This window comes from Flectobacillus rivi (assembly GCF_030056655.1).
Taxonomy (GTDB): Bacteria; Bacteroidota; Bacteroidia; order Cytophagales; family Spirosomataceae; genus Flectobacillus; species Flectobacillus rivi.
The window spans coordinates 45,617-71,623 of sequence record NZ_JASHIE010000006.1 but is presented as its reverse complement, the minus strand read 5'-3'; the positions used below and the strand labels follow the sequence as shown (position 1 = coordinate 71,623).

Here is a 26,007-nt window from a genome sequence, read left to right as displayed (position 1 = left end):
TCGATTTCGGATTTAGGATGTTGGATTGCGGAAGTGATTATGCCATTTTCGCCCTTGTCGGAGAAAACTCCGACAAACGTTCATCAGCAATAATTTTATTTCTTACCTAGTCCGAGACTTAATCTCGGATTAGGTTTGATTCCAGTTTGTAAACTGTTAAAAAATATTATGCCCAAGACTAAGTCTTGAACTAGGGAATCTATAGAAGGTAATCACTCATTGACAATCTTCTCACGAATCGCCTTTGCCACGGCTTCAGTACCGCATTGAACCTGTAATTTAAAATAGATATTTTTGAGATGGCGGCGCACGGTCTCTATCGAAATAGTACATTCGTGGGCTATCATTTTATAAGAAAAGCCTCTTGTTAAATATTCCAATACCTCTTTCTCTCGTTCGGTTAAATGATAAGAATTTTGGGTAGGTGCAGGTTTTCTAAAGGTTTGTAAAATTCTTTTGGCAATTCCTGGCGACATAGGAGCACCACCATCAAAAAGCTGTTTGATAGCGCCAAACAGCATACTTGGTGAATCTTTCTTCAAGATATAACCATCTGCACCGTAGCTCAAACAGGCAAATAATCGGTCGTCATCCTCAAATACCGTATGCATAATGACTTTCATGTTAGGGTATTTTTCTTTGACAATTTTCACGCCTGTAATACCATCAATAATGGGCATATCTATGTCCATAATCAGCATATCTGGCGACTCAGACTGGATATGCCGTAAAATATCTTCACAGTTATGGTGAGTGCCTACCACCAGAAACTCCTCAGCAGAATTTATCAGTAATTCGAGTAATTCACGAAGTTTAGGGTTATCTTCATATATTGCTATTCGATTCATTAAATTGGGTTGGCTGTAGGAATGTATAAATATTAGTAAAACCTGTCAATCGATTTTGATATTACAAATCAACAGAATAAATAGATTGTTGTAAATAACCTTTTTGGGTCAGTTGCCTTATTGATACTATGCAAACGTATAAACACATCATTTTTGATTTTGATGGCACTATTGCCAATTCTGTTCCAATTTTTCTGAAAATCTACAATGAATTGGCTACAGAAAAAAACTTCAAGCTTATTTCGGAAGAAACTATTCCTCAAATCCGACATTTATCCTACTTAAAGCGAGCTGAATATTTAGGAATTCCTTTGTATCAAATTCCCTTTATTATTCCTGTGCTATACAAAAAATACAAACAAAATATTCACTCGCTACAAGCATACGAAGGGATTTTTGATTTTTTAGCAACGCTTCATCAACAGGGATTCACTTTAGATATAGTCTCTTCGAACAGCAAAGACAACATCATACAATTTCTTGAAAATCAAAACTTTCCTTATTTCACCAACATTTACTGTTCAGAAAATTTTATGGGAAAAGATAAGGTGTTGAAGAAGTTATTAAAAACCACGGGGTATCCTCTGAAAACGTGTTTGTATGTAGGCGACGAAAACAGAGATATTGAAGCCTGTATGAAAATTAATATGGATTGTGGGTGGGTCAACTGGGGCTATGAGGATGAGTTGCAACCACAACTACAATATTATCCAAAAGGGCATTTCAAAACGGTGCAGGACTTATTGGCATTCATAAAAAAAGACTCCTGATAACGTATCAGGAGTCTGTATAGCACTATTATTATTAATTCAAAACTTTAAATACCCAAGCTGGTTGTGCCGCAAATTTCGCACGTACTTTTTCAGGAACAGCTATTTCAATACCATTAGGTGTTACCTTATATTTCAAAGGTTTAGGCTCACCAATCAAAGTAATTTGAGTAGTTTTGTCCGCTTTTTTCCAAGGTAAAACCACCGTTGCAGGAACAGATTCTCCTTCTTTTGCCAAATAAGTCAAATATGTCGATTTTTCTTTTCCAGTAAATGCCCATTGTCCTTCACGATATGGAGCAACTGGTTTAGTGCCATAAATAGATTCGCCATTTACCGAAACCCATTTGCCCATTTCTTCCATACGTTGGTAAGCTTCGCTATGCCACTCGCCATCTGGTCCTGGGGCAACGTTTAACAACAAATTACCATTTTTAGCAACGATATCGACCAACATGTGGATGATTTCACGCAAAGGTTTGTATTTATCATTAGGCACATACGACCAGCTCGTGCCCATAGTTGTACAAGTCTCCCAAGGAATAGGCATATAATGGTCAGGAATAGACTGCTCTGGTGTAACATAGTTTTCGAACTCACCCGTTACAGTACGGTCAACTACCAAAAGACCCGGTTGATTCTTACGACCCATAGCAGCAATTTTTGCCATGTCAATATCTTGGTCATAAGGAATCGTTTTTTGCCAGCTAATATTGGGGTCAATGGTCGAGAATGGACGTACCCAACCGCCATCTAACCAAAGAATATCCATTTTACCATATTGCGTCATCAACTCCTCAATTTGGTTGTAGGTAAAGTCTTTAAACTCCTGCCATTTTTGAGGATATTTCTTCGGGTCATAGTTAACATTGCGGTCTTTTGGTGGAAAATAAGACCACCAATAAGAAGGCGTATTCCAGTCAGGCTTCGAGAAATAAGCCCCAACCATAAAGTCCTTTTTACGGAATGCGTCAAAAACCTCCTTGGCAATGTTGCTACGTGGATTGCTAGAGAAAGGTGTTTTTGTATCCGTAACTTTGTAGTTTGTATATTTTGAATCAAACATACAAAATCCATCATGGTGCTTTGTGGTAAAAACTACATACTTCATCCCAGCCTTTTGAGCGGCATCTGCCCACTTTTCAGGCGCAAATTTGACAGGATTAAACGTAGTTTGAAGGTTTTCATAAGCCTTTTTGTACTCAAAATAATTCGCAGAAGACGCACCTCTACGCTCGCACCACCCCTCGTCTTCAGGACATAGTGACCAAGACTCAACGATACCCCATTCGCTGTAGGTACCCCAGTGCATCAACAAACCAAATTTGATGTCTTGCCAGTTGTCTAATTTCTTTTTTACCAACTCGTCCTTCGGCCACACATACTTGCTATGGTCTTGTTCTGAGTGTTGTTGGGCGGATGTACCAAAACTGAGTACACTTGCTGCTAATCCAGCCAATATTAATGATTTTTTCATTGGGTGTTTTGATATGCCAGAATGCCTTTCATTAAGCTCTAGCTATTAAATTTGAAAATGGGTGATGGCACCAAAAAATTGATCCTATTACTTTAATGCTAATTTCTTCAAAATATACTCACCTATATTCTCTCCTTGTTTACCACCATCCTCAATAGAATCTCGAAAATGGATTCCCCCATAGAGTCTGGAAATAGCCGCTTCTTGTGCCGCATGTTTAAAGGATTTGAACTTGCGTGCAGGAACACCAAATTCTACCTCCACAACATCAGTATAGGCAAAATTCTCTCCCACTAATGCAGTTAATACAGTCGCAACAGAGGCTGAAACAACACTATGTCCACTTGTATATTCAGGAAATGGTGGCGTTTGTAGCACGGCTCTCCATGCTGGATCTATCCACTGGTTGATCACCGTTTCGGGTCTAATTCGATTGCTTCTATATTTCTCGTCCCAACAAGAAATAAAGGCGTCGGCCATTGTCATAGCTACAAGTGCGTGCGTACGAATTGTATTATTTAGGTCTAACTTTTTTTGGTTGCAGGCAATGCCAGTAATACCCATCCAATGTCCTCCAGGAGATATTTTTTTGGTTCCAAAAGTAATATGTCCTTTTTGGTTTAGGAAAAAAGGGTTACAATCCCAGAAGTTTGCAATATGTAATTGGTCTTTTGTCAGGCTTCGAGAAGCCTCATATACTTCTTTAGTAAGAGCGTAAAACTCACTCTTTGGATCTGCACTGTAAACTACAGGAGGGTTGGGTTTAAATTGAGCAGCACTATCGAGTACAAAAGGACGAAGCATTCGCCAATGAGGCTCATACGCTTCTGTATAGGCTGGCGGGGTCGGTTGCCAGTACCCTGGTTTATTGATTGGTGTATACCTTAGGTATCCACTTGTTTTTACATAACCATCTTTTAGCGCATATTTAACAAATCTTTTTACTACGCTATCAGCCAATATTTTAGATTCAGCAAACGCTTTTGGAGACAATTGAAGCTGTGCCTTTTGGATTAATTCTAACTTAGGTTTTTCTAGCAAATACCCAGATGGCAATAGCTCTTCTCCCATTCTTAATAAGGTATATATTGATGCAAAGTCTGCTACAACTGATTCTCCTATCGTTAAATCTCTAAGCTGAGGATACTGTCTCAATTGTGAGAGAACTTGATTAGCTGAGGCATTATGTTCACATAATGCATTTACTTGCCACGCTGCCAAAGTAGTGTAGGCATAGTATCTGGCGGCAGCACAAGGACCAGTAACATCCTCGACCATGACATCAGTTATTTTCTTTAGGGATTTAACATAGTCTGCGGTGGATAATATTGAATTGGCTTTAGGCTTTGGTTGCGCCATAACTTGTAAAGCCAAGAGTGCCATAGCAAAAAATAAAATAATACGGGAAATATTCATAATGGAAAGTATTTACAATCATCCATACTCAAATACATGTAAGTGGAGATGTTTGAGTTCTATTTTTGGCTATTCAAACGATAGCTTTTTACGCTGTCATTATTTCTAAAAAAATGTATTTGGATACCTTTTGATTGAGGGATAATTACCAAATCTCTTACCTCACCTTTTACTTGGAAACCAGATTGATTTTGAGGAATATAGTTAAAAGTACCATTTCCTTTGTTCAAAAATAACTGACCATAGTTAGCATCCATTCTACCTATTTTGATTCTAGAATGAAAGAAGTTACCAGCAAGAACAAGGTCTTTAAAGCCATCGTGATTGACATCTAAAACACTGATGGCATACACTGGAGCCATTTGCGCTTCGACTGGAAGAGGGCTAGGTTTGAATACCCCTTTTCCTTGATTGAGCAATACGATCGACTCAAACTGATTCACTTCTAATTTATTGGCTTTGGACAACTGTTCTGGCGTAAAAAGTTGCTCCATACTTGCATCAGCGTAACTAGCATAATTAGGAAACTTTTTTCTTAATGAAAATACTTGATTTAACGCTTCATCTCGGCTTACCAATGGATAAGTTTTCCCTTGTACATAGTAATTCACAAATGGATCTATAGCTTCATTTTGGTCAAAATCTGCGTATGTTAGAGATACAGGAGTCTGTAGACTTGGCTTCAATTGATTGTTTTTACCATAATTTCCAACTATCAAGTCTAAATCACCATCGTTATCTAAATCGGCAGATTCTAAAGATGACCACCAACCATTGCTAGGGTAGTTTTGTATCAATGTTTCTGAAGCTAAAAATTTACCTTGAATATTTTTGATCCAAAGAATAGGTTGCCACTCCCCCACTAAAACTAAGTCTTCCCATCCATCACCATCAATATCAATATTTTTTCCAGCAGTTATTCGCCCTAAAGTTTCCAGAGCGGGTGCTAACTCTTTCGTAACATCAGTAAAAAATCCTTTGCCGTCATTTTGTAACAATCGACTTCCAGGAGAAAAAGGGTACTTCCCAGGAGTTACTCTTCCTCCTATTACTAGATCAAGGTCGCCATCTTTATCAAAATCAATGGTCATTACACAGGAGTCACTATTCAAATCACCTGTCACTAAATTATCTTCTGCCTTCTTAAAATTGCCTTTGCTATCGTTTAGGTAAAGTCTATCTTGTAACAATAAATCATCAGGAAGGTAGGAGTATCCTCCACTTACGACATACAAATCCAAATCGCCATCTTTGTCTGCATCAAAAAAAATAGCATCTGTATCAGTACACATTATATCACTATCGATACTGGCTTGTTCTGTTCCTATCCACGAACCATTTGGTTGTTGAAGTAAAATAGCTCCTGATTGTCCCTTCGAACCACCGATATAGATATCCATTAAACCATCTCCATTTACATCGCCATGTGCAGTCTTAGGACTTATGTATGACAACATATTTGGTAAAAGCAATTGGCGCTTGAAGTCGTTATAATCATCCTCTACATTGCCATAAGGTAATGTATCAGTATCAATTGGTTTAAAATAAGGGATTTGGTGACTTACAGCCCATTGGCTAAAAGGTTCTTGAACTTTAACTTTATGAACTTGATTTATTGAAAGATTTAGAAGTGTTTGAATCTTATTGTTAGGAAAAATAATTTGTACACTATCTACTTTGGTTTTCCCTAGCCCAAAATGTAATGGAATCATCATACAAGACTGAAAGCCTCTTGTTGGGAAATGCTCTCTCAATTGCTTTTGTCCATTTTGATATACCAAAACTTTGGTTCCATAAGTTTTGGCATTTAATAACCCATCTATGTCAAAAGCAATATAGTTTCCTTGAGTTTGTTCATTTAGGTAAATACTGGCTTCAAGGTTAACATTATTGGTAACTATTTCTAAATCACCATCATTGTCCAAATCGACATAAATAGCCCCATTAGAAAGGCGAAGTTGATCACAAGCCCATGCAGTAGTTTTATCTTCAAATTGGAGATTACCATTATTTAAGAAGAAATAGTTTTTAGTCAATGTAGAAGGCATTTCTTTGATTATATCCATCATGGCCGTTGGATTACCCTGTGCAGCTTTTAGCTCCTTATCAGCATAAAATTTCATAAAGTCCATGTTAGTGTAATCTCTCAAATAGCCATTTGTAATATATATATCTTTTTGACCATCATTGTTAAAGTCTGCCACTAGTGGCGCCCAGCTCCAATCTGTATTAGACACACCTGCCAGTTGACCAATTTCACTAAATGTTCCATCACCATTATTTAACTGCAACATATTGCGCATAATTTGATGATAAAACCCATTGCGAACCATTGATTTATAATTCTCATAGTTTTCGGGTCCATAAAGTAGTTTTTGACGGCGATTGTCCTCTGGTAACATGTCCAAGGTCAAAATATCTGGCAAACCATCATTGTTGATATCGACCACCTCATTTCCCATTGAAAACTGGCTTAAATGCCCAACCGAAGTCTCCAATTGATCTGAAAAAGTTCCATCCTTTTGATTGATATAGAGGTAATCCTGTTCGATATAGTCGTTTGATACATAGATATCAGGCCAGCCATCTTGATTAATATCAGCAATGGCAATGCCTAATCCAAAACCCAAAGGATTTCCTTTGATATGCGCCTGTTCGCTCACATCAATAAACTTTCCATTATCATTACGTAAGAGCCTATCACCTGCTTGAGGGTCTCGCTGACTTTTTAGTACCGAGGCATCAAAGCGTTTATAATCTTTAATGCTATGGTTGAGTAAAAAACAGTCGAGATCGCCATCTTTATCGTAATCAAAAAATGAAGCTTGAGTAGAGTTTGTTGGTAGGTCTAGACCAAACTGAGAGGCTTTTTCTACAAATTGGAAGTTTTTTTGATTAATATATAGCCTATTTCTCCTAGAGGTCTCATCTCCATCACCCGAATAGCAAACATAAATATCTAGCCAACCGTCTTGATTAATATCGACCAAAGTTACACCAGTCTTCCAGCCACTTCCTTTACTGATACCAGCTGTAGAAGTTTGGTCTTTAAATTTCATTTTACCCATATTCTGATAAATACGATCAGAAACCATATTACCAGTAAAATACAAATCTATTAGACCATCATTATTAAAATCTCCTGCAGCTACTCCTCCACCGTTATAGAAATATTCGTAAGCCAAAACATTATGTTTTTCATTCTCTGTTAGCTGGTTTTTAAAAGTAATACCAGTTTCTCCTGAAGTCAATAATCTAAACTGACCAACAGAGGGAAAAAACAAACAAGAAAGACAGAAGAATAGTAAGAATCTCATGAGACAAAAACAAATTGAGAGTAGTATTCAGTAGTTAAGGAAAATAAAAAGTAAAAACAATATCCCAAATTATTCAAAATGCCTCTGAAATCAGAGGCATTTTGAGATAAATTTCAATAAGAATTAAGCTGTACAGTTCAGAAATAAATAATTCGTTAATACTATTCTTAGTTAATCACCAATTTAATTGAATAAACAGGCACAAAAGTTTGTGCCTGTTTTCATCCATTGATTATTGTTTATCCCACCACATACGAGTAGTGAATAAGTCAGCACCTTGTTGAGCCACTACTGCATTGTAGTTAGTAGCATTTTTAGATGATTCTGACTGAGGGTATTTCAAACGACGTGGAATTACACCTCCTGTTTCGTTACCAGGGTAGTTTGTTGGAGTCAATACAGGATAGCCAGTACGTCTCCAGTTAGCGTAAGCCTCATAAGAGTTTAGGAAGTTAACTGCCCAATACTGTGTATGGATTTGCTCCATTTGTGTATTAGTTGTACTTGCATTATACGGATGAGCAGTCAAATAAGCAGTAATAGCAGCATCTGAGATTGTTGCACCATATAAGCTAAACATTTTCATAGCAGCTGTCACACCTTTGTTGTAGTGAGCAGCAGCCTGACCATCGCCCCAGCCACGTAAAGCAGCTTCAGCTAGTAACAATTCAACCTCAGCGTAAGTTTGGAATAACGTTGGAGCAGCATTGCTAGCTACATAGTTCAAGTTAGCTTCTGAATATTCAGCCAATGAATTGTCATTCCAAGTTGTGATAAGGTTTTTGATTGTTGTATTATCATAACCATTAGGAAGACCTTTTTGTGCTGCTGGAGCAGAAGCTGTTGCTAATTGAGTAGCATCAGCGTTTCCTTGCCATAAAGTAGCAAAATATGGTAAACGAGGGTCATTATTGTTTTTCAAGAAATCAACAAATGTTTTACTCAATTTACTGTTTGCTTTACCTTTCAAGTTAGCAGCATCATATTCTTGAGTTTTCAATGTATTGCCATCCAAGTTACGGTTGTTATCATTGGTATCTTGGTGATTGATTTTTGCAATATCATCGTTGCTTTGCATTACACCACCAGCAATTGCTTTCTTCACCCAAGTTTGAGCTAAGTTAGCATCTACTTTAGTTAAACGCATACCTAAACGCAACATCAATGAGTTAGCAAAACGTTTCCATTTAGCAACATCTCCACCATAAACAGCATCAGCAGTTCCATAAGTAGCTTTTGTTGCATCTAAAGCACCACCAGCTTGCTCTAACTCTTTCAACAAGTCAGCATAAATATCTGCTTGTTTGTCATATTTAGGAGCATACAAGTTAGACAAATAACCTTTTCCTGCCTCAGAGTATGGAATATCACCATAAAGGTCAGTCATACGGCTATAGATGTATGCACGCCAAATACGAGCCACATTATACTTATTTGATAAAGCTGTATTGTCTTTAGTAACAGAAATGATTTGCTCAATTTCTTTTACTTGGTTTTGATAACCTGTATCGAAGTAAGCACTATAGTACTCCACATTCGAAAGGTATTTATCACCTGACCAATAGGTAGTCAATGAAGCAAAATGCTGTACCATTGCACCACAGTAAATCAAGTTAGCACGGTGGTTTTCGTATCCTGTACCAGCTGTTTTTACAAGGTTATAAGTAAAAAGGTTTTCTAAAACAGGGTCTGTAAGAGCATTAGGGTTTTTGTTCATATCTTCAAAACCCTTATCACATGATGTAGCTAACATCGTCGCTGCTGTAAGCATACCCGTTAGCATTAATCCTCTTTTTTGTTTGATATATCTGATCATTATTTTCAAAAGATTTTAGTAAAAGACTAGAATTTAGCTGACAAGTTCAAACCAAAGCTACGAGTAGTTGGTACTCCAAACATTTCCAAACCTTGAGCATTACCATTGTTATAAGTCGACTCAGGGTCAATATTAGGAACGTTGTTGAAAATCATCAACAAGTTACGAGCAACAAAGTTGATTGATAATGATTGGATTGGAGTCTTAGCCAAGAATGATTTTGGAACTGTATATCCAAATGTCAATTGTCTCAACTTCGCGAAGTTTGCATTGTATACAAACTCATCTGTAATGGTTGTAGAAATTCCAGTGAAGTAGTCTTGAGCAGAGATAGTCTTAGTAAATGGAGCACCGTTTTGGTCAACACCTGTTACTGTAACACCTGTTTCACGAACGTTGTTAGCAACAGTACGTTGAGTCAAACCATAACGAGTAGCAAACGCATTGGTTGCTGAGTATAAAGAAGCTCCGAATTTAGCATCAATCAAGAAACTGAAGTTGAAGTTTTTGTAGCTAAATGTGTTTGTTAAACCCATAGTTACTGGAGGAACACCTCTACCTAATGAAGTAAACTCACCTTGTACTGGCAAACCAGTGTCTTTGTTATACACAGTATTACCATTTGCATCTTTCTTAGCACGGTAACCTGCAATCATACCAAATGCTTGTCCTTCGAAGTGGTAGATATATGCGTTACGTGTTCTTGACTCATCCATTGAAAGAGTAGTCAAGCCATCTGCAATTTTAATAACCTTGTTATCATTGTATGCGACGTTGTAGCTAACATCCCATTTCAAGTTAGAAGTCTTAACAGGAGTACCAGTCAATAAAACCTCAATACCTTTGTTTTCTACACGACCTACGTTCAATAATACGTCTGAATAACCACTTGCAGAAGAAACAGAAGCTCTAACGGCATCGTTTTCAGTTACACGGTTATACAATGTCAAATCTATACCTAAACGATTATCAAATGTTTTCAAGTCAAAACCTAATTCAGTTGTAGTTGTAGTATTTGGTTTCAATTGCGAGTTAGGAATAGTACTTGTACCAATGTTCATTAATGGATAGCCCATGTATGAGTTCGACTGCAATGTATATGGTAGGTTCAAGGCATAAGCACCAGGATAACCACCACCTACTGTAGCATAAGATGCACGTACTTTACCATAAGTCAACCAATTTGGACGAGAAGCCAAGGCATCAGAGAATACAAAACCTGTACTCACCGCTGGATAGAAAATGTTATTATTTTTAGGATCCAATGTAGAGAACCAGTCTTGACGACCTGTCAATGTCAAAAACAACATGTTTTTGTAAGATAAGTCAGCCGAACCGTACACCGAGTTTACTGCAAACTTTTGATAGTCGTAGTTCCAGTTACTCTGAATCAAGTTACTTGGAAAATAGTTGAAAGGAACGTTAAATTGGCTACCGCTGATACCTGTTCCTTCGTTTACTTTAGACATTTGGTTACCACCAACAAATGCATTTACTGAATAATCACCAATTTCTTTTGAATAACCAATTACCAATTCTGCGTTAGTTTCAGTGATTTTGCGATCACTTTGGCTCAAGCTACCACGAGTACTGTAAGCAATACCTGTAGGCTCAATTTGCCAGTATTTCAATTGATTATAGTCAGTACCCAAACGAGCTTTTGCATACAAATTGTCTGTAAGATTATAACGCAAGTTAAATGAACCCATAAAACGATTACGATCATCTGTATTTTTTACATAGTTTGTAGCAAAATATGGGTTTTGAGCATACACGTTATCATTCCAAAGAGCCTCATATCCGCGGCTATCAACACCAGGAGCAAGAGTACGAATATCGATACTTGTTGCTAATAACTGAGCAGCTACGTTAGGGTTTTTAGGAGTATCTGACAAGAAAGAACGGTTTGCACCATTTTCCACGTTGTATTGAACAACACTTTGGAATGTCAATTTTTTAGCAAGTGTACCGTTTGTTGACAAGTTAAATGACTTACGACTAAAAGTTGAATTTGGAACTACACTTTTTGAGTCAGCATTTGACATTGAAAAACGGAAGTTCAAATCTTGGTTACCACCAGAAATCGCCAACGTATTTGAGAATGTACTTCCTACATTATAGAAATTCTTGATATTATCTTTTTGAGCAACATAAGCGCGAGATACACCATCTGGTTGAATTACAGAAGAACCGTCCAACTTAGCGCCCCAAGACAACTTACCTGCTGCGATTGCTTCATCTTTAGTTGTAGGTTTAGCACCTCTAGTACCTGAACCATACAAATACTGATAATCAGAAAGTTTTAGAGGAGTTTCTGCTGTAAATGTTGAGTTAAAATCTACACCTAAACCTTTTTGACCTTTACCACTCTTTGTTGTAATCAAGATTACACCACTACCTGCACGGAAACCATAAAGTGCCGCAGAAGCACCACCTTTCAATACTGTTACTGATTCGATATCGTCTGGGTTGATTGAGTTCAAACCATCACCTGTATCAAAACCACCCCACATACCAGCAGAGTTAACGTTAGTGTTATCGATAGGTACACCGTTGATTACGTACAATGGTTGGTTGTTACCTCCCAATGAACCATTACCACGGATAATTACACGGCTAGAGCCACCAGGACCAGTTGCAGTACTAGTAGCGTTTACACCAGCAATTTTACCAGAAAGGGCATTACCTAAGTTAAGTTCACGAGCTTGAGTAAACTCGCCTCCCTTTAATTCTGTAACTGCATAACCTAGTGCTTTTTTGTCTTTTTGAACACCTAAGGCAGTTACAACCACTTCTTGTAGATTTTCAACTGTAGCCTCTAGTGTTACATCAACTACCGCACGGTCACCTACTGCGACCTCCTGTGTAGCAAAACCCAACGATCTAAAAATCAATACGCCGCCTTTTGGTACGTTAATAGAGTAACTACCAACTGCATCAGACACCGTACCTTTTGAAGTACCTTTAATCAGAATATTAACCCCTGCTAAAGGTGTATTATTACTATCAGTTACTTTACCTTTTATTGGGCCTTGAGCAAAGATGGTTTGCCAAGAAAGGAACAGTAATGCAGTAAATAAGAGAGTAAATTTACTTTTGCATGCTTTCATTTTTATGAACTGTTTCAGTGAAAAAATTGAATTGGATGTTAATGTGAATGATAATAAGGGATACTTTTCCCTAAGGGGGATTGGTGGCAAACAATGCTTTTTTCATGGATGGCTAAGAATAGTATAACGTGGAAAATTGGGATTATATAATTATTAAAAAAATGCTGAATCAAATTTACTTAAACTCAAAATAATACAGGTATTTCGTCTAATATATCAATAAGTATGCGATATTAGTAAATTATTTTAATAATTAGTGCAAAAAAATATATTTGTATACCAAAGAGGAATTTCAACCATTTAATACTCACTCGGAATATTCATGAATTAAAAATAACAAAAACAAAATATAATTTGCAAATTTTATTGTAATATTACATATAATTTTAAAATATTAAAACAAAACCCTATATAATTCGAGTAAAAGTACTTAACATTTTTTTTAAAATATATTAATAAAGTAAGTATTTTCTACAAAAGCCCACAGCACCCACAAGTTTTTTTGATATTAAATCATATACTTGTTGCTGAAAGTATTAATTTTTCTTTTTTTTGTAGTACTGTAGACTGAAACGTTAGAAAATATCAGCTCCTTTTAGTAATATTTATTCAAGATTGACTTTTATCATTTTTGAATAACAGCACGATAGGTGATTTTTTAAGTGTCTTCTCAGATACTATATCCTAATTAATTTATATATTAAGCTCCACTAATCAGAAAGCCTATCAAATTATTTATAAAAATGTAAACCTTTTAGAACTGTTTAACGAAGTCTATGTTGGTCGAATAATAGTCAGTCTATTCATAACCACATACTTGAATTCTTATCCCTGAATATATGTCTGATTTGTACAAATCTGCTCCGGATAGCGAAATCGTCGAGAGAGAGTCAATTGTTGATTTAAAGAAAAACAAACTAAAAAAGAAACTTTTACAACACCTTTATAATGGTGGTAACTTCACTATTGCGCAGTTGACAAAACAGCTACACACCAGTGTTCCTTCTGTCACGGCATTGGTCGAAGAACTTATCAATGAAAAGTGGGTAATTGAAGTTGGTATTGCAGAAGTGCAATTGGGGCGTAAACCTACTTTGTATAGTCTAAATCCCTACGAACGTTTTGTCTTGGCTCTTGATATCAATACCTATCAATCGAAAGCCTATATCCTGAATCTCCAAAACAAGGTAATGTACAGCGATGACATTCCTGTTTGTATTGATGGTGATAGCCCTATCGCTGACCAATTAATTAGAGCCGTCGAGAAATTCCTAGCCATTTCTGCCTACCGAATCGAACATTTTGTGGGTGTTAGTGTCTCTATGCCCGGATTGATTAACCCTCGTACTGGGCTAAATTACACGTATCCACATGTAGTAGCTGATGGCGGTAGCTTGGTCTATCTCATGAAAAGTGCCCTTCAACTACCTGTATTTATCATCAACGATACCCAAGCCATTACTTTGGGCGAACACCATTTTGGGCTTGCCAAAGATATGCAACATGCTATTACCGTAAATATGGACTGGGGTGGTGTTGGTTTTGGGGTTCTTGTAAATGGTCAGGTGCTTCAAGGAGAATCTGGCTTTGCTGGTGAATTAGGACACATTCAGGTACGACCAGACGGTGAGCTTTGTCACTGCGGTAAAGTTGGTTGCCTAGATACCGTTACGAAGGCATCATACCTTATCAAACGTATCAAGGAATTGTTGAAAGAAGGTCGTGTTTCGCAACTGGCAAATAAAAATATTGACCAAATCGACATCGAAATGGTGATTGAAGTAGCCAATCGTGGCGATGGGCTTGCGATTGACTTGTTACACGATATTGGTAAAGAAATGGGCAAAGGTCTGGCTATTGCGGTGCACTTGCTCAATCCGAAAACCATTATTATCAATGGAGCTTTAGCCAAAGCGGGTAAGTTTATCAGCAATCCAATCGAGCAGGCGATTTACAAATACTGTTTGGCGGATTACAAAGAAAACTTGAGTATCGTAATTTCAGAGCTCGGCGAATCTGCCAAAGTACTGGGTTTACAAGCTTATGCGCTTAATAAGGTTTTAGCAGAAGAATAAACAATACAAACAGTAAGTAAACATGAGTCTTCCTGTTTTTGTTTGTCTGGGCTCACAATTTAGACTGTTAAAGCTAAGATTTGCACAGTGTTAGGAATATATATCTTGACAGTTAGTCTAAAAGGCGTTCGAAAAACTAGTTTCGAACGCCTTTTTTGATACTATATTTCGAATGATACCTCTTTAGACGCAAAGCATGTGTCTCTACCAGTAAAAATCATATTAAAAACTTACTCAAACACTGCCACCGCACGTACAGGCGACCCCGTTCCTCCTCTAATTTTGAGGGGCAAAGCAATAAACCGAAATCGTCCACGTCCAATTAATTGATGAAGGTTAATCATGTTTTCATAATGTGTAAAACCCATTTTACCACAGATATAATGTACCTCCTTATTGCTGATTTTGGGTATTCCAGGCGATAGTGTTTCTACACCAAAAGCTGATATTTGCTTCTCCCCTAGCCATTGAGTTGCTTCCGCTGTCAATCCCGGTCCTTTGTTCCAATTTTCTGTCGCAAAATGTTTTCGATAATGATTGGTATATAGTAAAACTGTATCCCCTTTTTTGATTTCCAAACCAGCATTCTCACAAGCTTTTTGTAAATCTTCTGAAGTAATGAATTCTTGTAAACCTTTGTGACTCAAATCTAGACAAATACCTTCTGTGTAAAACATAGATAAAGGCATTCTGTCTATAGACTGCCCCACAAACTCCTTACCCATGTGATTGAGCGCATCTACGTGCGTTCCAGTATGCTCACTTAGTTCCAATTTATATACACTTGGTGTTTGGATTTCTTCATCTGTCAGTCCATCCCACTGCTCATGTGTGGCATGAATTTCCATTTTTACAGGCGGTAAACTGTGAAAAACTGACATTCCATCAAATATTTCTTGGCTCAAATCTATAATTTCCATTATTCAAGTATTTTTCCTCTGTTCAAAATCCCTTTCGGGTCCAAGGCTGTTTTCAAGGTTTTCATTAAAGCCATTTCCTCTTGACTACGACTCAAATGCAACCACATTTTTTTCTCTAACCCAACGCCATGTTCTGCCGTAATTGAGCCTCCAATAGCAGTAAGTGGTGTCAAAACAATTTCTTCAACTTGGTGCCGCGTATCTGCATGATTTTCGTCGGTGCTTACAAAAAGATGTAAATTGCCATCTCCCATGTGTCCAAAAGCATAACAGGCAACTTGCTCAAATCTGTTCTGAAGTTTACCTTTTATTTCTTCAACATAGGATTCCATGGTATTGATAGGCAAACTTACGTCAAATAAAAAGACAGGATGATGAACTTGAAAAATAAGCTCTACCTGCTCTCGTATTCCCCAAAACCAGTCAAGTTCTTGCTGCGACTTTGCCAAGGCTGCATCAGTAATAATCTCTCTATCAAAGCAACTTTCTAATAATCCTTCAAAAAGCGCCGTGTCTGCCTCCTGATTTTGCCCCAATGCTTCTATTAACACATAAAAAGGGGCATTTTGTGGTAATGGAGGTGAATATGGCGATGGCGCCGAAGTCATTAATTGGTAATAATCTTGCCAAATAATTTCGTAAGTGGTCAGTAAACTAGCAAGACTCTTTTTTGCTTCATGTAAAAATTGAACCGCATCCTGAAAACTTGCCAAACATACTAAAGCCGTATTACGGGATTGAGGAGCATCTTCTATTCTTAAAACGGCTTTCGTAATAATTCCTAGAGTTCCTTCAGAACCTATAAAGAGTTGTTTGAGGTCATATCCTGCATTATTTTTCATCATTTTATTCATAGATGAAATGATAGTTCCATCTGCCAAAACGACTTCTAATCCTACCACCAATTGACGCATAACACCATAACGCAAAGCCTGAAGTCCCCCAGCGTTGGTTGCGATATTTCCCCCAATCATACAACTACCTTTTGCCCCCAAATCCAAGGGAAACAGGAAGCCTTGATCTGCGACTTTTTGTTGTAAATCTTGCAAAATAACCCCCGCCTGCACTGTTACAGTTTTGTTTGTGACATCTATTTCTTCGATTTTGTTCAGTCGTTCCAGCGTAATGGCAATTTCATCACCTGAAACCTTTGCTCCTCCAGCAACGCCTGTCAATCCTCCATGTGGAACTACAGGCTGTGCGTACGCATGGCAAATACGCATGATTTCAGCAAGTTCTTCGGTACTTTTAGGACGAGCCAACGCTTTGCAGTGAAGTGCTGCCCCTGCCATCCAAACACTAGCAGGACGATGAGCTGCTTCATGTTGGGAAAGAATACACTCCATTCCAAAAGATTCTTGGAGTTTTTCTACTATATCATTCATTTATATGCTTGTGTTTTATGGATACAGAAATGTTGTGTTGCGCTAAATATGGACAATCGAAAAGAAATGTACTGTACTTATTGTCTTTTCAAAATCTTAAAGAGCATGAAGATTAAAGGACTTTCTTCAAATTTATAACTTCTCCGTTAATGGTTATTCTAAGTAAAGATATTTTCGTCTTTCATTCGAATTAAATATTTTTTATAGCAACGAATTATTCCTATTTTTGCCTTGAGTCAGAAAAGAGGAAAGCGTAGGCGTTTTCTTTGCCTATTGTAGGCATAACGCTTCTTCATTCATTCACTCAATAGCACAATGAAAGAATACGGCACAAACGTCCAGAAATTAGTTGATTATATATTATCGGTTCAAGACAAAGAAAAACGTACTAAATACGCCTATTTGCTTGTCGAACTGATGCGTCAAGTACATCCGAATATGCGTGATAATCAGGACTATTCCAACAAACTTTGGGATGACTTGTATATTATGTCAAACTTCAAATTGGATGTCGACAGCCCGTTTCCTCCTCCGTCGCCAGATGCAGTGGGTAAACTTCCAAAACACGTTCCTTACAATGTTAATGAGTTGCGTTTTCGCTACTATGGTCGCAACGTTGAGTTGTTGATTAAACGTGCTATCGCAGAAAGTAATGAAGAAGAAAAGCGTATTTTGGTGGCGCACATCGCTCGATTAATGAAAACTTTTTACCAAAATTGGAACAAAGAAGTAGTCGATGATGAAGTTATTTGGGGTCATTTGTTAGAAATGTCAAATAACGTACTTGCGCCTGTAGTAGAAGGTATCTCTGGAAAATCTGCTTTAGGTAACTTGCGTAATGCTCGTCCTGCAACTAGCAACAATAATTCGAATAACGGTCGCAATAACAACAATAATAATAACAACAATCGTAATTTCGGAAGTCGTAATAACAATCATCAAAACGAAAGAAACGATCGTAACGACCGAAATAACAATAATCGCAATTCGAACGGTCCACGTAACAACGACAATAGAAACAATCACAATAATCGTAACAACGGAAAACGATAGTGCTGTTGGCCTCAAACACAATTCAACAAAACAATAAACCATTCGGCTTAACGGGCACATTATCCCTTAATTATAAAATAGTATATGGCATCATTTAAAGTAACAGGCGGTCGCCACCTCAAAGGCGAGATTATCCCTCAGGGAGCCAAAAACGAAGCTTTACAAATTTTGTGTGCGGTGGTTTTGACAAAAGAACCAGTTACCATTCACAACATTCCAAACATTCGTGACGTAAATCAATTGATTGAGTTATTGGGCGATATGGGTGTTCGTTGCACACGTTTGAGTGATTCTTCTATCAAGTTTGATGCCGCAGAAGTAAACCTTGATTATCTAAATTCAGAAACATATAAGCGTAAAGCAGCAGCTTTGAGAGGCTCAGTAATGTTATTGGGACCAACTTTGGCTCGCTTTAAAAAAGGTAGAATTCCTTCTCCAGGTGGTGACAAAATCGGTCGTCGTCGTTTGGATACTCACTTTCATGGTTTCATGAAATTGGGTGCAAAATTCAATTACAGTCAAGAAGATGGTGGCATTTACGAAGTGGATGCTTCGCATTTGCAAGGCGCCTATATGTTGCTTGACGAAGCGTCGGTAACAGGTACAGCCAACATCGTAATGGCTGCTGTATTGGCAGAAGGTACAACAACTATTTACAACGCTGCTTGCGAGCCTTATTTGCAACAATTGTGTAAAATGTTGAACCGCATGGGAGCCAAAATCTCGGGTGTAGGTTCAAACCTTTTGACAATTGAAGGTGTATCAGAATTACACGGAACAGAGCATACTATGCTTCCAGATATGATTGAAATCGGTTCATTCATTGGATTGGCAGCCATGACTCAGTCAGAAATTACCATCAAAAACTGTTCAATCCCTGATTTAGGAATTATGCCACAGGTATTCCAAAAATTAGGTATCAAATTGGAATTCAGAGGAGATGATATTTTTGTACCAGCACAAGACCACTATGAATTAGAAACATTCATCGATGGTTCAATGCTAACCGTTTCTGACCACCCTTGGCCAGGCTTTACTCCAGACTTGTTGAGTATTGTTTTAGTAACAGCGATTCAGGCAAAAGGAACGGTATTGATTCACCAAAAAATGTTTGAAAGCCGTTTATTCTTCGTAGATAAATTGATTGAAATGGGCGCTCAAATCATTCTTTGTGACCCACACCGTGCTACCGTTGTTGGTTTGAACCGTCAACAACAATTACGTGGAATCCGCATGACATCACCAGATATTCGTGCAGGGGTTTCGTTGTTGATTGCAGCACTTTCAGCTAAAGGAACATCGATTATCGAAAATATTGAGCAGATTGACCGTGGTTATCAAAATATTGATACACGTCTTAATGCAATTGGCGCCGAGATTGTTCGTTTATAGAATAGTACAAAGGCCCAGTGTTAAAACACTTCAGCGATTCATGGTGCTGAAGTGTTTTTTTGTTTCTAATCTAAAGTTCTCAGAATTATTAATTGATTTCATCTCTACTTGCGCCCTTCCTTTAAATCTAAATTGCTATCTTTAGGTATTACTGTAACTCACCACATACATGAATATCAAACAAAAAACACTGCTTTATCTCATTGGCATTCCTGTTGCGTATGCACTTGCACTAAGATTGCTCTACAAAATACCTCGTCTTGAAGGAATTTTTTCGTTAATGTCTATCAGTTTTTTGTTTTTTGTTCCCTTTATCGTGGGGACATTGACTACCTATTTAGCCTCAGAAAATTTCACAAATACCAAGTTAAAAGCAGCCTTTCTTCCTTGGATACCAATACTGATTTTTTTCTTTGTCACATTTTTATTTGCCATTGAGGGCTGGCCTTGCCTACTGATGATAGCCCCTATTTTTTTAATCGCAGCATCAATTGGAGGGCGATATGGAGTAAATTTGAAAAAAAGAGATAAGAATAATCGGCTACAACTATCAGCTTTGACAGTCCTTCCCTTTCTTATATCTCCAGTCGAGCAAATGATTGGCGCACATACCTCTGAATACAAAGCATATACCTATATCGACATCAAAGCGCCAGCAGCGAAGATTTGGAGTAATGTAACCAGAGTTAGAGAAATTTCAGAAAAAGAAGACCAAGGTTATCTTACGCATTTGCTCAATTTTCCTCGTCCTGTAAAAGCTGAGCTCAATTATGAAGGTGTTGGAGCATATCGTGCTGCCATATTTACCAATGGACTCGTTTTCCACGAAACTGTAACAGAATATATTCCTCTCAAAAAAATGTCATTTACCATCAAAGCACTACCTCACGAAATTCCACTTACCACAATGGATGAACATTTGGTAGTGGGTGGAAAATATTTTGATGTACTCAATGGCACTTACGAACTCGAAAAGCTAGGTGATAATTCTTACCGACTTCACTTATTCAGTAATTTCAAACTGACAACTACCTTTAATTTCTATGCAAGTTGGTGGACAAAAAACATCATGAAAGACATTCAAAATAATATTCTTCAGATTGAAAAACAACGATCTGAGTCTATGTAAATACCTACTTTATGCTGTTCTGACTAAATCTCTTGGGCTTTACTCCTATTTGTTCTTCAAAGACTTGTGAAAAATGACTCAAATTGGTAAAGCCCAAACGATAACCTACTTCCGAAACGCTCATATTGCCTTGTTGCAAGAGATTGGCAGCACTTTGGATTCTAAATTTTTGATAATAGCTATAAATGCTATCTCCAAAAATCTGCTTAAAAATTCGCTTGAGTTTCGATTCGCTCATAGTCGCTTTTTTTGCCAAATCAGCAACTAAAGGTGGTTTACTAAGGTCTGCTAACATTTGGTTTCTTATTTCATAAATTTTCTGTACATCTTGTGTATTCAAAGAATGAAAAGCACTTTTATTCTCACGTTTAAGGAGCTCCGAAAGTGTCAAACAGACTAATTCTTCAGCTTTTAGTTTTAGAAAAAACGGCTCTAAAATCTTCGGCACAGCTGCCTCCACAATCTCCTGAGCAACCTCTTGAAGTCGAGGAGAAATCAATTCTTCAAAAATACTTGGTTGCGATTTTTCCAGTAATTGCGATAAAAAAGTATTTTCAGTAATATCTCCAATTAAGGTCTGGAGATACGCCAAATCGATGCTTATCACAATAGCAGAAATTTTGACACTACTCGGAAAAAACATCTCATAGTCCATACCTCCCGTAGCAATTTGTACCGAAGGTAGCTGATTTAATGCACCCTCTCTTTGGGTATTTTTCGTAAGAATATGATGAAATGAAAAGGCGACATTTCGAATCGATTTGTCGGTAACTTTTCTCCTGATAAACAAATCTTCCTTTAGTTCATAATCACGCACCATCATCTTGATAGAAGTATTCAAATTGTAACCTTTGACATAACCATTGCCCAAATGGCTCGGAATAACGATTTGCCCATCCACAATATTTGTCCCTAATACCTCTGCAAAAGAGGAAAGTAACCCTGTTCCATCTTTTGATTCAAACTCTATTACCATTTGACCTGATTTAGCTATTTATTAAACATTTTAGGATATTTTATCGTAAAATGAACATATACTTTTGCAAAGTAAACAAATTAATAAAGCAATGAATCATTTATTAGAACATAAAAAAGTTGCCATTATCGGCGGAGGACCTGGTGGATTAACCTTAGCAAACCTTTTGCAACAAAAGGGTATTGCTGTTAAGGTTTATGAACGCGATGCCAATCAATATACTCGTCAACAGGGTGCAACGCTGGATTTGCATCACGAATCAGGATTGAAGGCTTTGAGTAAAGCAGGATTGCTAGAAGAATTCAAAAAACATTACAGAATTGGGGCAGATAAACTGTGTATTACAAACGCACAGGCAACGCCTCTTTGGGACGACCATCAGGATGAGGTAATTGCAGATTTTGGCAACGAAGATTTCAGACCCGAAATTGATAGAGGTCCCCTGAGAGATATACTGATCGAGGCTCTTTTGCCTGAAACAATTATTTGGAATTCGCATTTCGAAAAACTTCAACCTTTAGAAAATGGTTGGGAGATATTTTTCAAAAATGGTAATTCAGCATACGCCGACTTGGTGATTGGTGTTGATGGAGCTAATTCTAAAATTAGACCATATTTATCAAATATTTCGCCAATTTATTCGGGAATAACTATTGTTGAAGGTAATATCTACCATGCGGCACAAAATGCTCCTACTCTTTGGAAAATGACCAATGGTGGAAAAATATTCGCAATGGGTTCAGAAAAATCACTTATTCTCAGTACGAAAGGAGATGGTGCTTTGTCATTTTACACAGGTACTAAAGAGGCAGAAAATTGGCTTCAAACCTGTGCCATTGATTTTACGAATAAAGATTCTGTGAAAAAATGGTTCATGGAAAGCTATGCTGATTGGAGCGACATTTGGTTAGAGATTTTTGATACCAATGAGTCCTATTTTGTACCTCGTCCTATGTATCATTTTCCCCTGAATCAATCTTGGGAAACCCAATCCAATCTGACGATCATTGGCGATGCCGCGCACAGAATGCCTCCATACGCGGGTGAGGGCGTTAATATGGCGATGCAGGATGCCTTGGAATTAGCTGAAGCATTAACAGAAAGTAACTTTTCGAGTATTCAAGATGCTTTACAGGCATTCGAAAAACAAATGTTGGCAAGAACTTCAGTAGTTACACAAGACACACTCATCAACACAGACTTGATTCACTCAGAAAATGGATTAGCAGAAATGTTAGCATTTTTTAAAGTTGAAAATAAGGATGAGGCTGAAATTGTGTAAAATAAAATGCGTACTGATTTGTACAAATCAGTACGCAAAGCTTCTCCAATTTTTCAAATAGGCAAATCAATCAAGAATAGACTCCCCGACATTGGGTCGCTTTGGATACTTAGTTTTCCTTGGTATTTATTGACTCTTTCTTTGATATTTTGAATACCATTTCTATCAGTTTTTTCATTGGGATCGAACCCGATTCCATTATCTTGAATCGAAAGAATAATTGATTTTTTCTGAATCATAATCTTTATACTCGCTTCGGAACATTGACTATGCTTGGCGATATTATTGACGGTTTCTTTAAAAATCAAATAGATGTCATGCCGTTTTTCCATAGGTAAGGCAATACCGCTCAAATCCTCTGGAAGTTGTAATTGATAGTTGATATTTTTAGCCTCAAACAATTCGCTGGCATAGCGTGTCATGCGAGAAAGTACATTTTCCAAACTATCATTTTGAGGTTTGATACTCCATACAATATCATCTAAAGCCTCCGAAATCTTTTTGGCATCCTCTGAGATTCTCTCAACAAAGCCTTTATTTTCAGGTTGTTCAACTAATCTTTGCTTGAGGATATTACTGATGATATTGATACCACTAATAGTCGAGCCGACTTCATCGTGCAAATCAGCTGAAATCCTATTTCTCACGGTATATATCTCTTTAATTTGCCTGATTCGGTACAAATAAAGGCTATAGATAGCTACAAGCACTAGCAACCCTACCAATAGCTGAAACCACCAAGTTTGGTAAAAATGTGGTTGGATTTCAAAATCAATCGACAACGGAATACTCGCCCAATTCCCCTGACTATCCCCTTGTTGCACCAATAATTCATATTGCTTCGGAGCTAAATTCGAAAAGCTTATCATTTCAGCATTTCCATTATCTATCCAATTTTCATGAATATCTGCCAGTTTAAAACGAATATGATTTTGCGAAGCTGATTTAAAATTCAAAGGACTTAACCTAATTGTCAGATTGTTCTGTTGGGGTTCAAACACCAGCGATTCATGGGTATTCACTAAAGTTGTATCACCCAGTATTTCGATCGTAGAGATTTTCAAATTTGATTTTATCTGCTTCTGCTGAAGCCTTTCCAACTGCAAAATATTAAACTGATTGGTAAACCCCAGCCATAGCTGTTTGGCTTGATTTAGGCTGTAGCCATATACCACATCATTCTCGGTCAAGCCATCTTTTTCAGAAAAGTAAGACACCTGATTTTGTTTTCCAACCGAGCAAACCCCTTCGGTAGTACCTATCCATATGGTACCCTTTTTGTCCAACACAATCGAGTTACAGTTTCCTCCTTTTAGTTTTAAATTTCCCGATGCTCCTGTTCTAATGATTTTACCCGTTGTAGTATTAAGCACATTAAAGCCACCATATCCCGAAATAGCAATCGTATTTGGCTCATGATAAGCTAGACTCAAATAGTAATCAGTAACAAAATCTGTATGTTTATTCTGGTTTTCAGCTAAGACAAACTGCTTCTTTTTTATGTCAAAATGGGCAATACCAAAACCTTTGGGAAACCATGCCGAAAACCATAGATTTCCCTCTTTCGTCTCGAGAATATCAGTAAATACATTTTGCTGAAAAAAGTTTTGATAGGGTAACTCTTTCCAAGGCTGTAGTCGCTGATGAGTAGGCCAGTCATACACTTGAATCGCTCCTGACTCAGGCAAACACCACAGTTGATTTTGCCTAGTCAGGAATACCTTTTTGATATTGGTAGAAAAAGAAACAAGCTTTTCCCATGATTTTTTTGCGAGATTTAATCTAAAAATGGCCTTTTGAGTACATGCTAAAAGATTCCCTGAAACATCTTTTAACAACTGATTGACAGGAGCTCCATCAGGAATCCCAAATAATTGGAAATCGTTGGTATGCTCATTCCATGATAATACTCCTGTATGGGAAAGTCCTAGCCAATTTCGTTCGGTACTTTCATGAAAAAAGCAGGTTACTTTTACGGGAAATGCCACCAATTTTTTGGGTAAATCTACCTGTAACAGCGTCGCATCTACCGCAAAATCATGCTTAAGAAGGCCCACTGAAGAAGCTAACCAGGTAATTTGATTTTGGGTATCTAAATAACAATCTTTCATGGCAATACCTTCTTCTCGTAGATTTGGAAAATCTACAAACGCTCGCTGTTGCGCATCAAAAAGGTATAACGAGCGATCGGTGCCAAGCCAAAAATGAGATGGTAAGTGAGCAGGTTTGAGAAACACAGAAACGTCAGTCTTCGAGGGAAGCTTTACATAAGAACTGATATGCTTTTTAGAAATTTCGAGTAAAAAAACACCTCCATTTGCTGTAGTAAAAAGGGTTGAATCTTTACTCAAAAATGCAATATCGCTTACAGATTGGTTTTTCAAAACTTTCCACAAACGCTTCGTTTGTGAGTCATAGCACTGGATTCCCCACTGATTAGCTGCCCAAACACGCCCTTGTGAATCTTCTGTAAACCGACTTTTAAAAATATTGAATTGATAACTTGGTGTAATTCGGAAGACTTTTAAATGCTTGGTTTTAGGTTCAAAACACTTGATATTGTTAAAATCATTAGACCAAATTCGACCTTGACTATCCGCAAAGATATTTTCATAATGGTCATTTTCGGGATAGGCATCGTGCAAATCAGACGAAATTTCTTTTTGAATTTTTAAGCTTTTTTCGTCAATGCTAAAAAGTCCGTTGATGTTGGCGAACCAGATTTTCCCTTTGTGGTCGGAGGACAAGCCAAAGAGCATTTCGGATTGAGAAAAATGAGTAAAATGATAGCCATCGTAGCGACTAATACTTTGTTTGAAGCCTAACCACAAAAACCCCTGTGCATCTTTGGTAATAAACTGTACTTCTTTGGACAACAGTCCTTCCTTGATTCCGAGTCGCTCGAAATTAATCCCAGAGTTTTGAGATAACAATCGTTGAGTTGGAATAAGGATTAATAGCAAAAAAATACCATATAATTTCCTAAGCATATTGAGTAAGGTATTTATCAAATCAATACAAATGGCGTTGTGGCAATACTA

Annotated in this window: 16 protein-coding genes; 6 read left to right on the top strand and 10 right to left on the bottom strand. The window is 37.5% G+C overall.

Going from position 1 to position 26,007, the window contains the following annotated elements:
- Positions 1-212: 212 nt before the first annotated feature.
- A complete protein-coding gene (locus tag QM481_RS09860; protein ID WP_283381626.1) occupies positions 213-848 on the bottom strand; it encodes a response regulator in 636 nt (211 codons plus the stop codon).
- Between the two features lie 128 nt (positions 849-976).
- Here QM481_RS09860 and QM481_RS09855 point away from each other — a divergent pair, with 128 nt between their 5' ends.
- Positions 977-1,618 carry an HAD-IA family hydrolase gene (locus QM481_RS09855; protein WP_283381625.1) on the top strand — a complete coding sequence of 214 codons (642 nt, stop codon included), beginning with the start codon at positions 977-979 and terminating at the stop codon, positions 1,616-1,618.
- A 34-nt stretch (positions 1,619-1,652) separates the two neighbouring features.
- On the opposite strand, the gene QM481_RS09850 is transcribed toward QM481_RS09855, so the two are convergent.
- From QM481_RS09850 to QM481_RS09830, 5 genes are all read right to left on the bottom strand, one after another.
- Complete coding sequence (locus QM481_RS09850) at positions 1,653-3,095, bottom strand: alpha-L-fucosidase (protein ID WP_283381624.1); 1,443 nt, start codon at positions 3,093-3,095, stop codon at positions 1,653-1,655.
- Between the two features lie 87 nt (positions 3,096-3,182).
- A complete protein-coding gene (locus tag QM481_RS09845) occupies positions 3,183-4,511 on the bottom strand; it encodes a vanadium-dependent haloperoxidase (protein ID WP_283381623.1) in 1,329 nt (442 codons plus the stop codon).
- 59 nt (positions 4,512-4,570) lie between these two features.
- The gene (locus QM481_RS09840) at positions 4,571-7,828 is read right to left on the bottom strand and encodes a VCBS repeat-containing protein (protein ID WP_283381622.1); all 3,258 of its coding nucleotides are present in this window, start codon (positions 7,826-7,828) and stop codon (positions 4,571-4,573) included.
- 232 nt (positions 7,829-8,060) lie between these two features.
- Positions 8,061-9,644 carry a SusD/RagB family nutrient-binding outer membrane lipoprotein gene (locus QM481_RS09835; RefSeq protein ID WP_283381621.1) on the bottom strand — a complete coding sequence of 528 codons (1,584 nt, stop codon included), beginning with the start codon at positions 9,642-9,644 and terminating at the stop codon, positions 8,061-8,063.
- A gap of 26 nt (positions 9,645-9,670) precedes the next feature.
- Positions 9,671-12,754, bottom strand: a complete 3,084-nt coding sequence (locus tag QM481_RS09830) for a SusC/RagA family TonB-linked outer membrane protein (protein WP_283381620.1) — start codon at positions 12,752-12,754, stop codon at positions 9,671-9,673.
- Positions 12,755-13,593: 839 nt separating this feature from the next.
- Here QM481_RS09830 and QM481_RS09825 point away from each other — a divergent pair.
- The gene (locus tag QM481_RS09825) at positions 13,594-14,829 is read left to right on the top strand and encodes an ROK family protein (RefSeq protein ID WP_283381619.1); all 1,236 of its coding nucleotides are present in this window, start codon (positions 13,594-13,596) and stop codon (positions 14,827-14,829) included.
- A gap of 230 nt (positions 14,830-15,059) precedes the next feature.
- Here QM481_RS09825 and QM481_RS09820 read toward each other — a convergent pair whose 3' ends face one another.
- Positions 15,060-15,749: a cyclase family protein gene (locus QM481_RS09820; protein ID WP_283381618.1), complete on the bottom strand. Its 690-nt coding sequence runs from the start codon at positions 15,747-15,749 to the stop codon at positions 15,060-15,062.
- The gene (locus QM481_RS09815) at positions 15,749-17,134 is read right to left on the bottom strand and encodes an FAD-binding oxidoreductase (protein WP_283381617.1); all 1,386 of its coding nucleotides are present in this window, start codon (positions 17,132-17,134) and stop codon (positions 15,749-15,751) included. The genes QM481_RS09820 and QM481_RS09815 overlap by 1 nt, the downstream gene beginning before the upstream one ends.
- 315 nt (positions 17,135-17,449) lie before the next feature.
- On the opposite strand from QM481_RS09815, the gene QM481_RS09810 reads away from it, so the two are divergent.
- From QM481_RS09810 to QM481_RS09800, 3 genes are all read left to right on the top strand, one after another.
- On the top strand, positions 17,450-18,187 hold the full coding sequence (locus tag QM481_RS09810; RefSeq protein WP_166553081.1) for a DUF4290 domain-containing protein: 738 nt from the start codon (positions 17,450-17,452) through the stop codon (positions 18,185-18,187).
- A gap of 84 nt (positions 18,188-18,271) precedes the next feature.
- Positions 18,272-19,579, top strand: a complete 1,308-nt coding sequence (gene murA, locus QM481_RS09805) for a UDP-N-acetylglucosamine 1-carboxyvinyltransferase (RefSeq protein ID WP_283369364.1) — start codon at positions 18,272-18,274, stop codon at positions 19,577-19,579.
- Between the two features lie 169 nt (positions 19,580-19,748).
- Positions 19,749-20,708 (top strand): hypothetical protein, encoded by a 960-nt coding sequence (locus QM481_RS09800; RefSeq protein WP_166553083.1) that lies wholly within the window; start codon positions 19,749-19,751, stop codon positions 20,706-20,708.
- A 4-nt stretch (positions 20,709-20,712) separates the two neighbouring features.
- Here the strand turns inward: QM481_RS09800 and QM481_RS09795 are convergent, their stop codons facing one another.
- Positions 20,713-21,684 (bottom strand): helix-turn-helix transcriptional regulator, encoded by a 972-nt coding sequence (locus tag QM481_RS09795; protein ID WP_283381616.1) that lies wholly within the window; start codon positions 21,682-21,684, stop codon positions 20,713-20,715.
- Positions 21,685-21,775: 91 nt separating this feature from the next.
- Between QM481_RS09795 and QM481_RS09790 the strand changes: the two genes are divergently transcribed.
- Complete coding sequence (locus QM481_RS09790; protein ID WP_283381615.1) at positions 21,776-22,966, top strand: FAD-dependent oxidoreductase; 1,191 nt, start codon at positions 21,776-21,778, stop codon at positions 22,964-22,966.
- A 53-nt stretch (positions 22,967-23,019) separates the two neighbouring features.
- On the opposite strand, the gene QM481_RS09785 is transcribed toward QM481_RS09790, so the two are convergent.
- The gene (locus tag QM481_RS09785) at positions 23,020-25,956 is read right to left on the bottom strand and encodes a sensor histidine kinase (protein ID WP_283381614.1); all 2,937 of its coding nucleotides are present in this window, start codon (positions 25,954-25,956) and stop codon (positions 23,020-23,022) included.
- Positions 25,957-26,007 lie beyond the last annotated feature (51 nt).

Excerpts from the sequence above, each read along its gene's own strand:
- QM481_RS09830 (WP_283381620.1), bottom strand. The coding sequence starts at position 12,754 with ATGAAAGCATGCAAAAGTAAATTTACTCTCTTATTTACTGCATTACTG.
- QM481_RS09845 (WP_283381623.1), bottom strand. The coding sequence starts at position 4,511 with ATGAATATTTCCCGTATTATTTTATTTTTTGCTATGGCACTCTTGGCT.
- murA (WP_283369364.1), top strand. The coding sequence starts at position 18,272 with ATGGCATCATTTAAAGTAACAGGCGGTCGCCACCTCAAAGGCGAGATT.
- QM481_RS09820 (WP_283381618.1), bottom strand. The coding sequence starts at position 15,749 with ATGGAAATTATAGATTTGAGCCAAGAAATATTTGATGGAATGTCAGTT.
- QM481_RS09790 (WP_283381615.1), top strand. The coding sequence starts at position 21,776 with ATGAATCATTTATTAGAACATAAAAAAGTTGCCATTATCGGCGGAGGA.
- QM481_RS09850 (WP_283381624.1), bottom strand. The coding sequence starts at position 3,095 with ATGAAAAAATCATTAATATTGGCTGGATTAGCAGCAAGTGTACTCAGT.
- QM481_RS09785 (WP_283381614.1), bottom strand. The coding sequence starts at position 25,956 with ATGCTTAGGAAATTATATGGTATTTTTTTGCTATTAATCCTTATTCCA.
- QM481_RS09795 (WP_283381616.1), bottom strand. The coding sequence starts at position 21,684 with ATGGTAATAGAGTTTGAATCAAAAGATGGAACAGGGTTACTTTCCTCT.
- QM481_RS09815 (WP_283381617.1), bottom strand. The coding sequence starts at position 17,134 with ATGAATGATATAGTAGAAAAACTCCAAGAATCTTTTGGAATGGAGTGT.
- QM481_RS09800 (WP_166553083.1), top strand. The coding sequence starts at position 19,749 with ATGAATATCAAACAAAAAACACTGCTTTATCTCATTGGCATTCCTGTT.
- QM481_RS09825 (WP_283381619.1), top strand. The coding sequence starts at position 13,594 with ATGTCTGATTTGTACAAATCTGCTCCGGATAGCGAAATCGTCGAGAGA.
- QM481_RS09860 (WP_283381626.1), bottom strand. The coding sequence starts at position 848 with ATGAATCGAATAGCAATATATGAAGATAACCCTAAACTTCGTGAATTA.
- QM481_RS09855 (WP_283381625.1), top strand. The coding sequence starts at position 977 with ATGCAAACGTATAAACACATCATTTTTGATTTTGATGGCACTATTGCC.
- QM481_RS09840 (WP_283381622.1), bottom strand. The coding sequence starts at position 7,828 with ATGAGATTCTTACTATTCTTCTGTCTTTCTTGTTTGTTTTTTCCCTCT.
- QM481_RS09810 (WP_166553081.1), top strand. The coding sequence starts at position 17,450 with ATGAAAGAATACGGCACAAACGTCCAGAAATTAGTTGATTATATATTA.
- QM481_RS09835 (WP_283381621.1), bottom strand. The coding sequence starts at position 9,644 with ATGATCAGATATATCAAACAAAAAAGAGGATTAATGCTAACGGGTATG.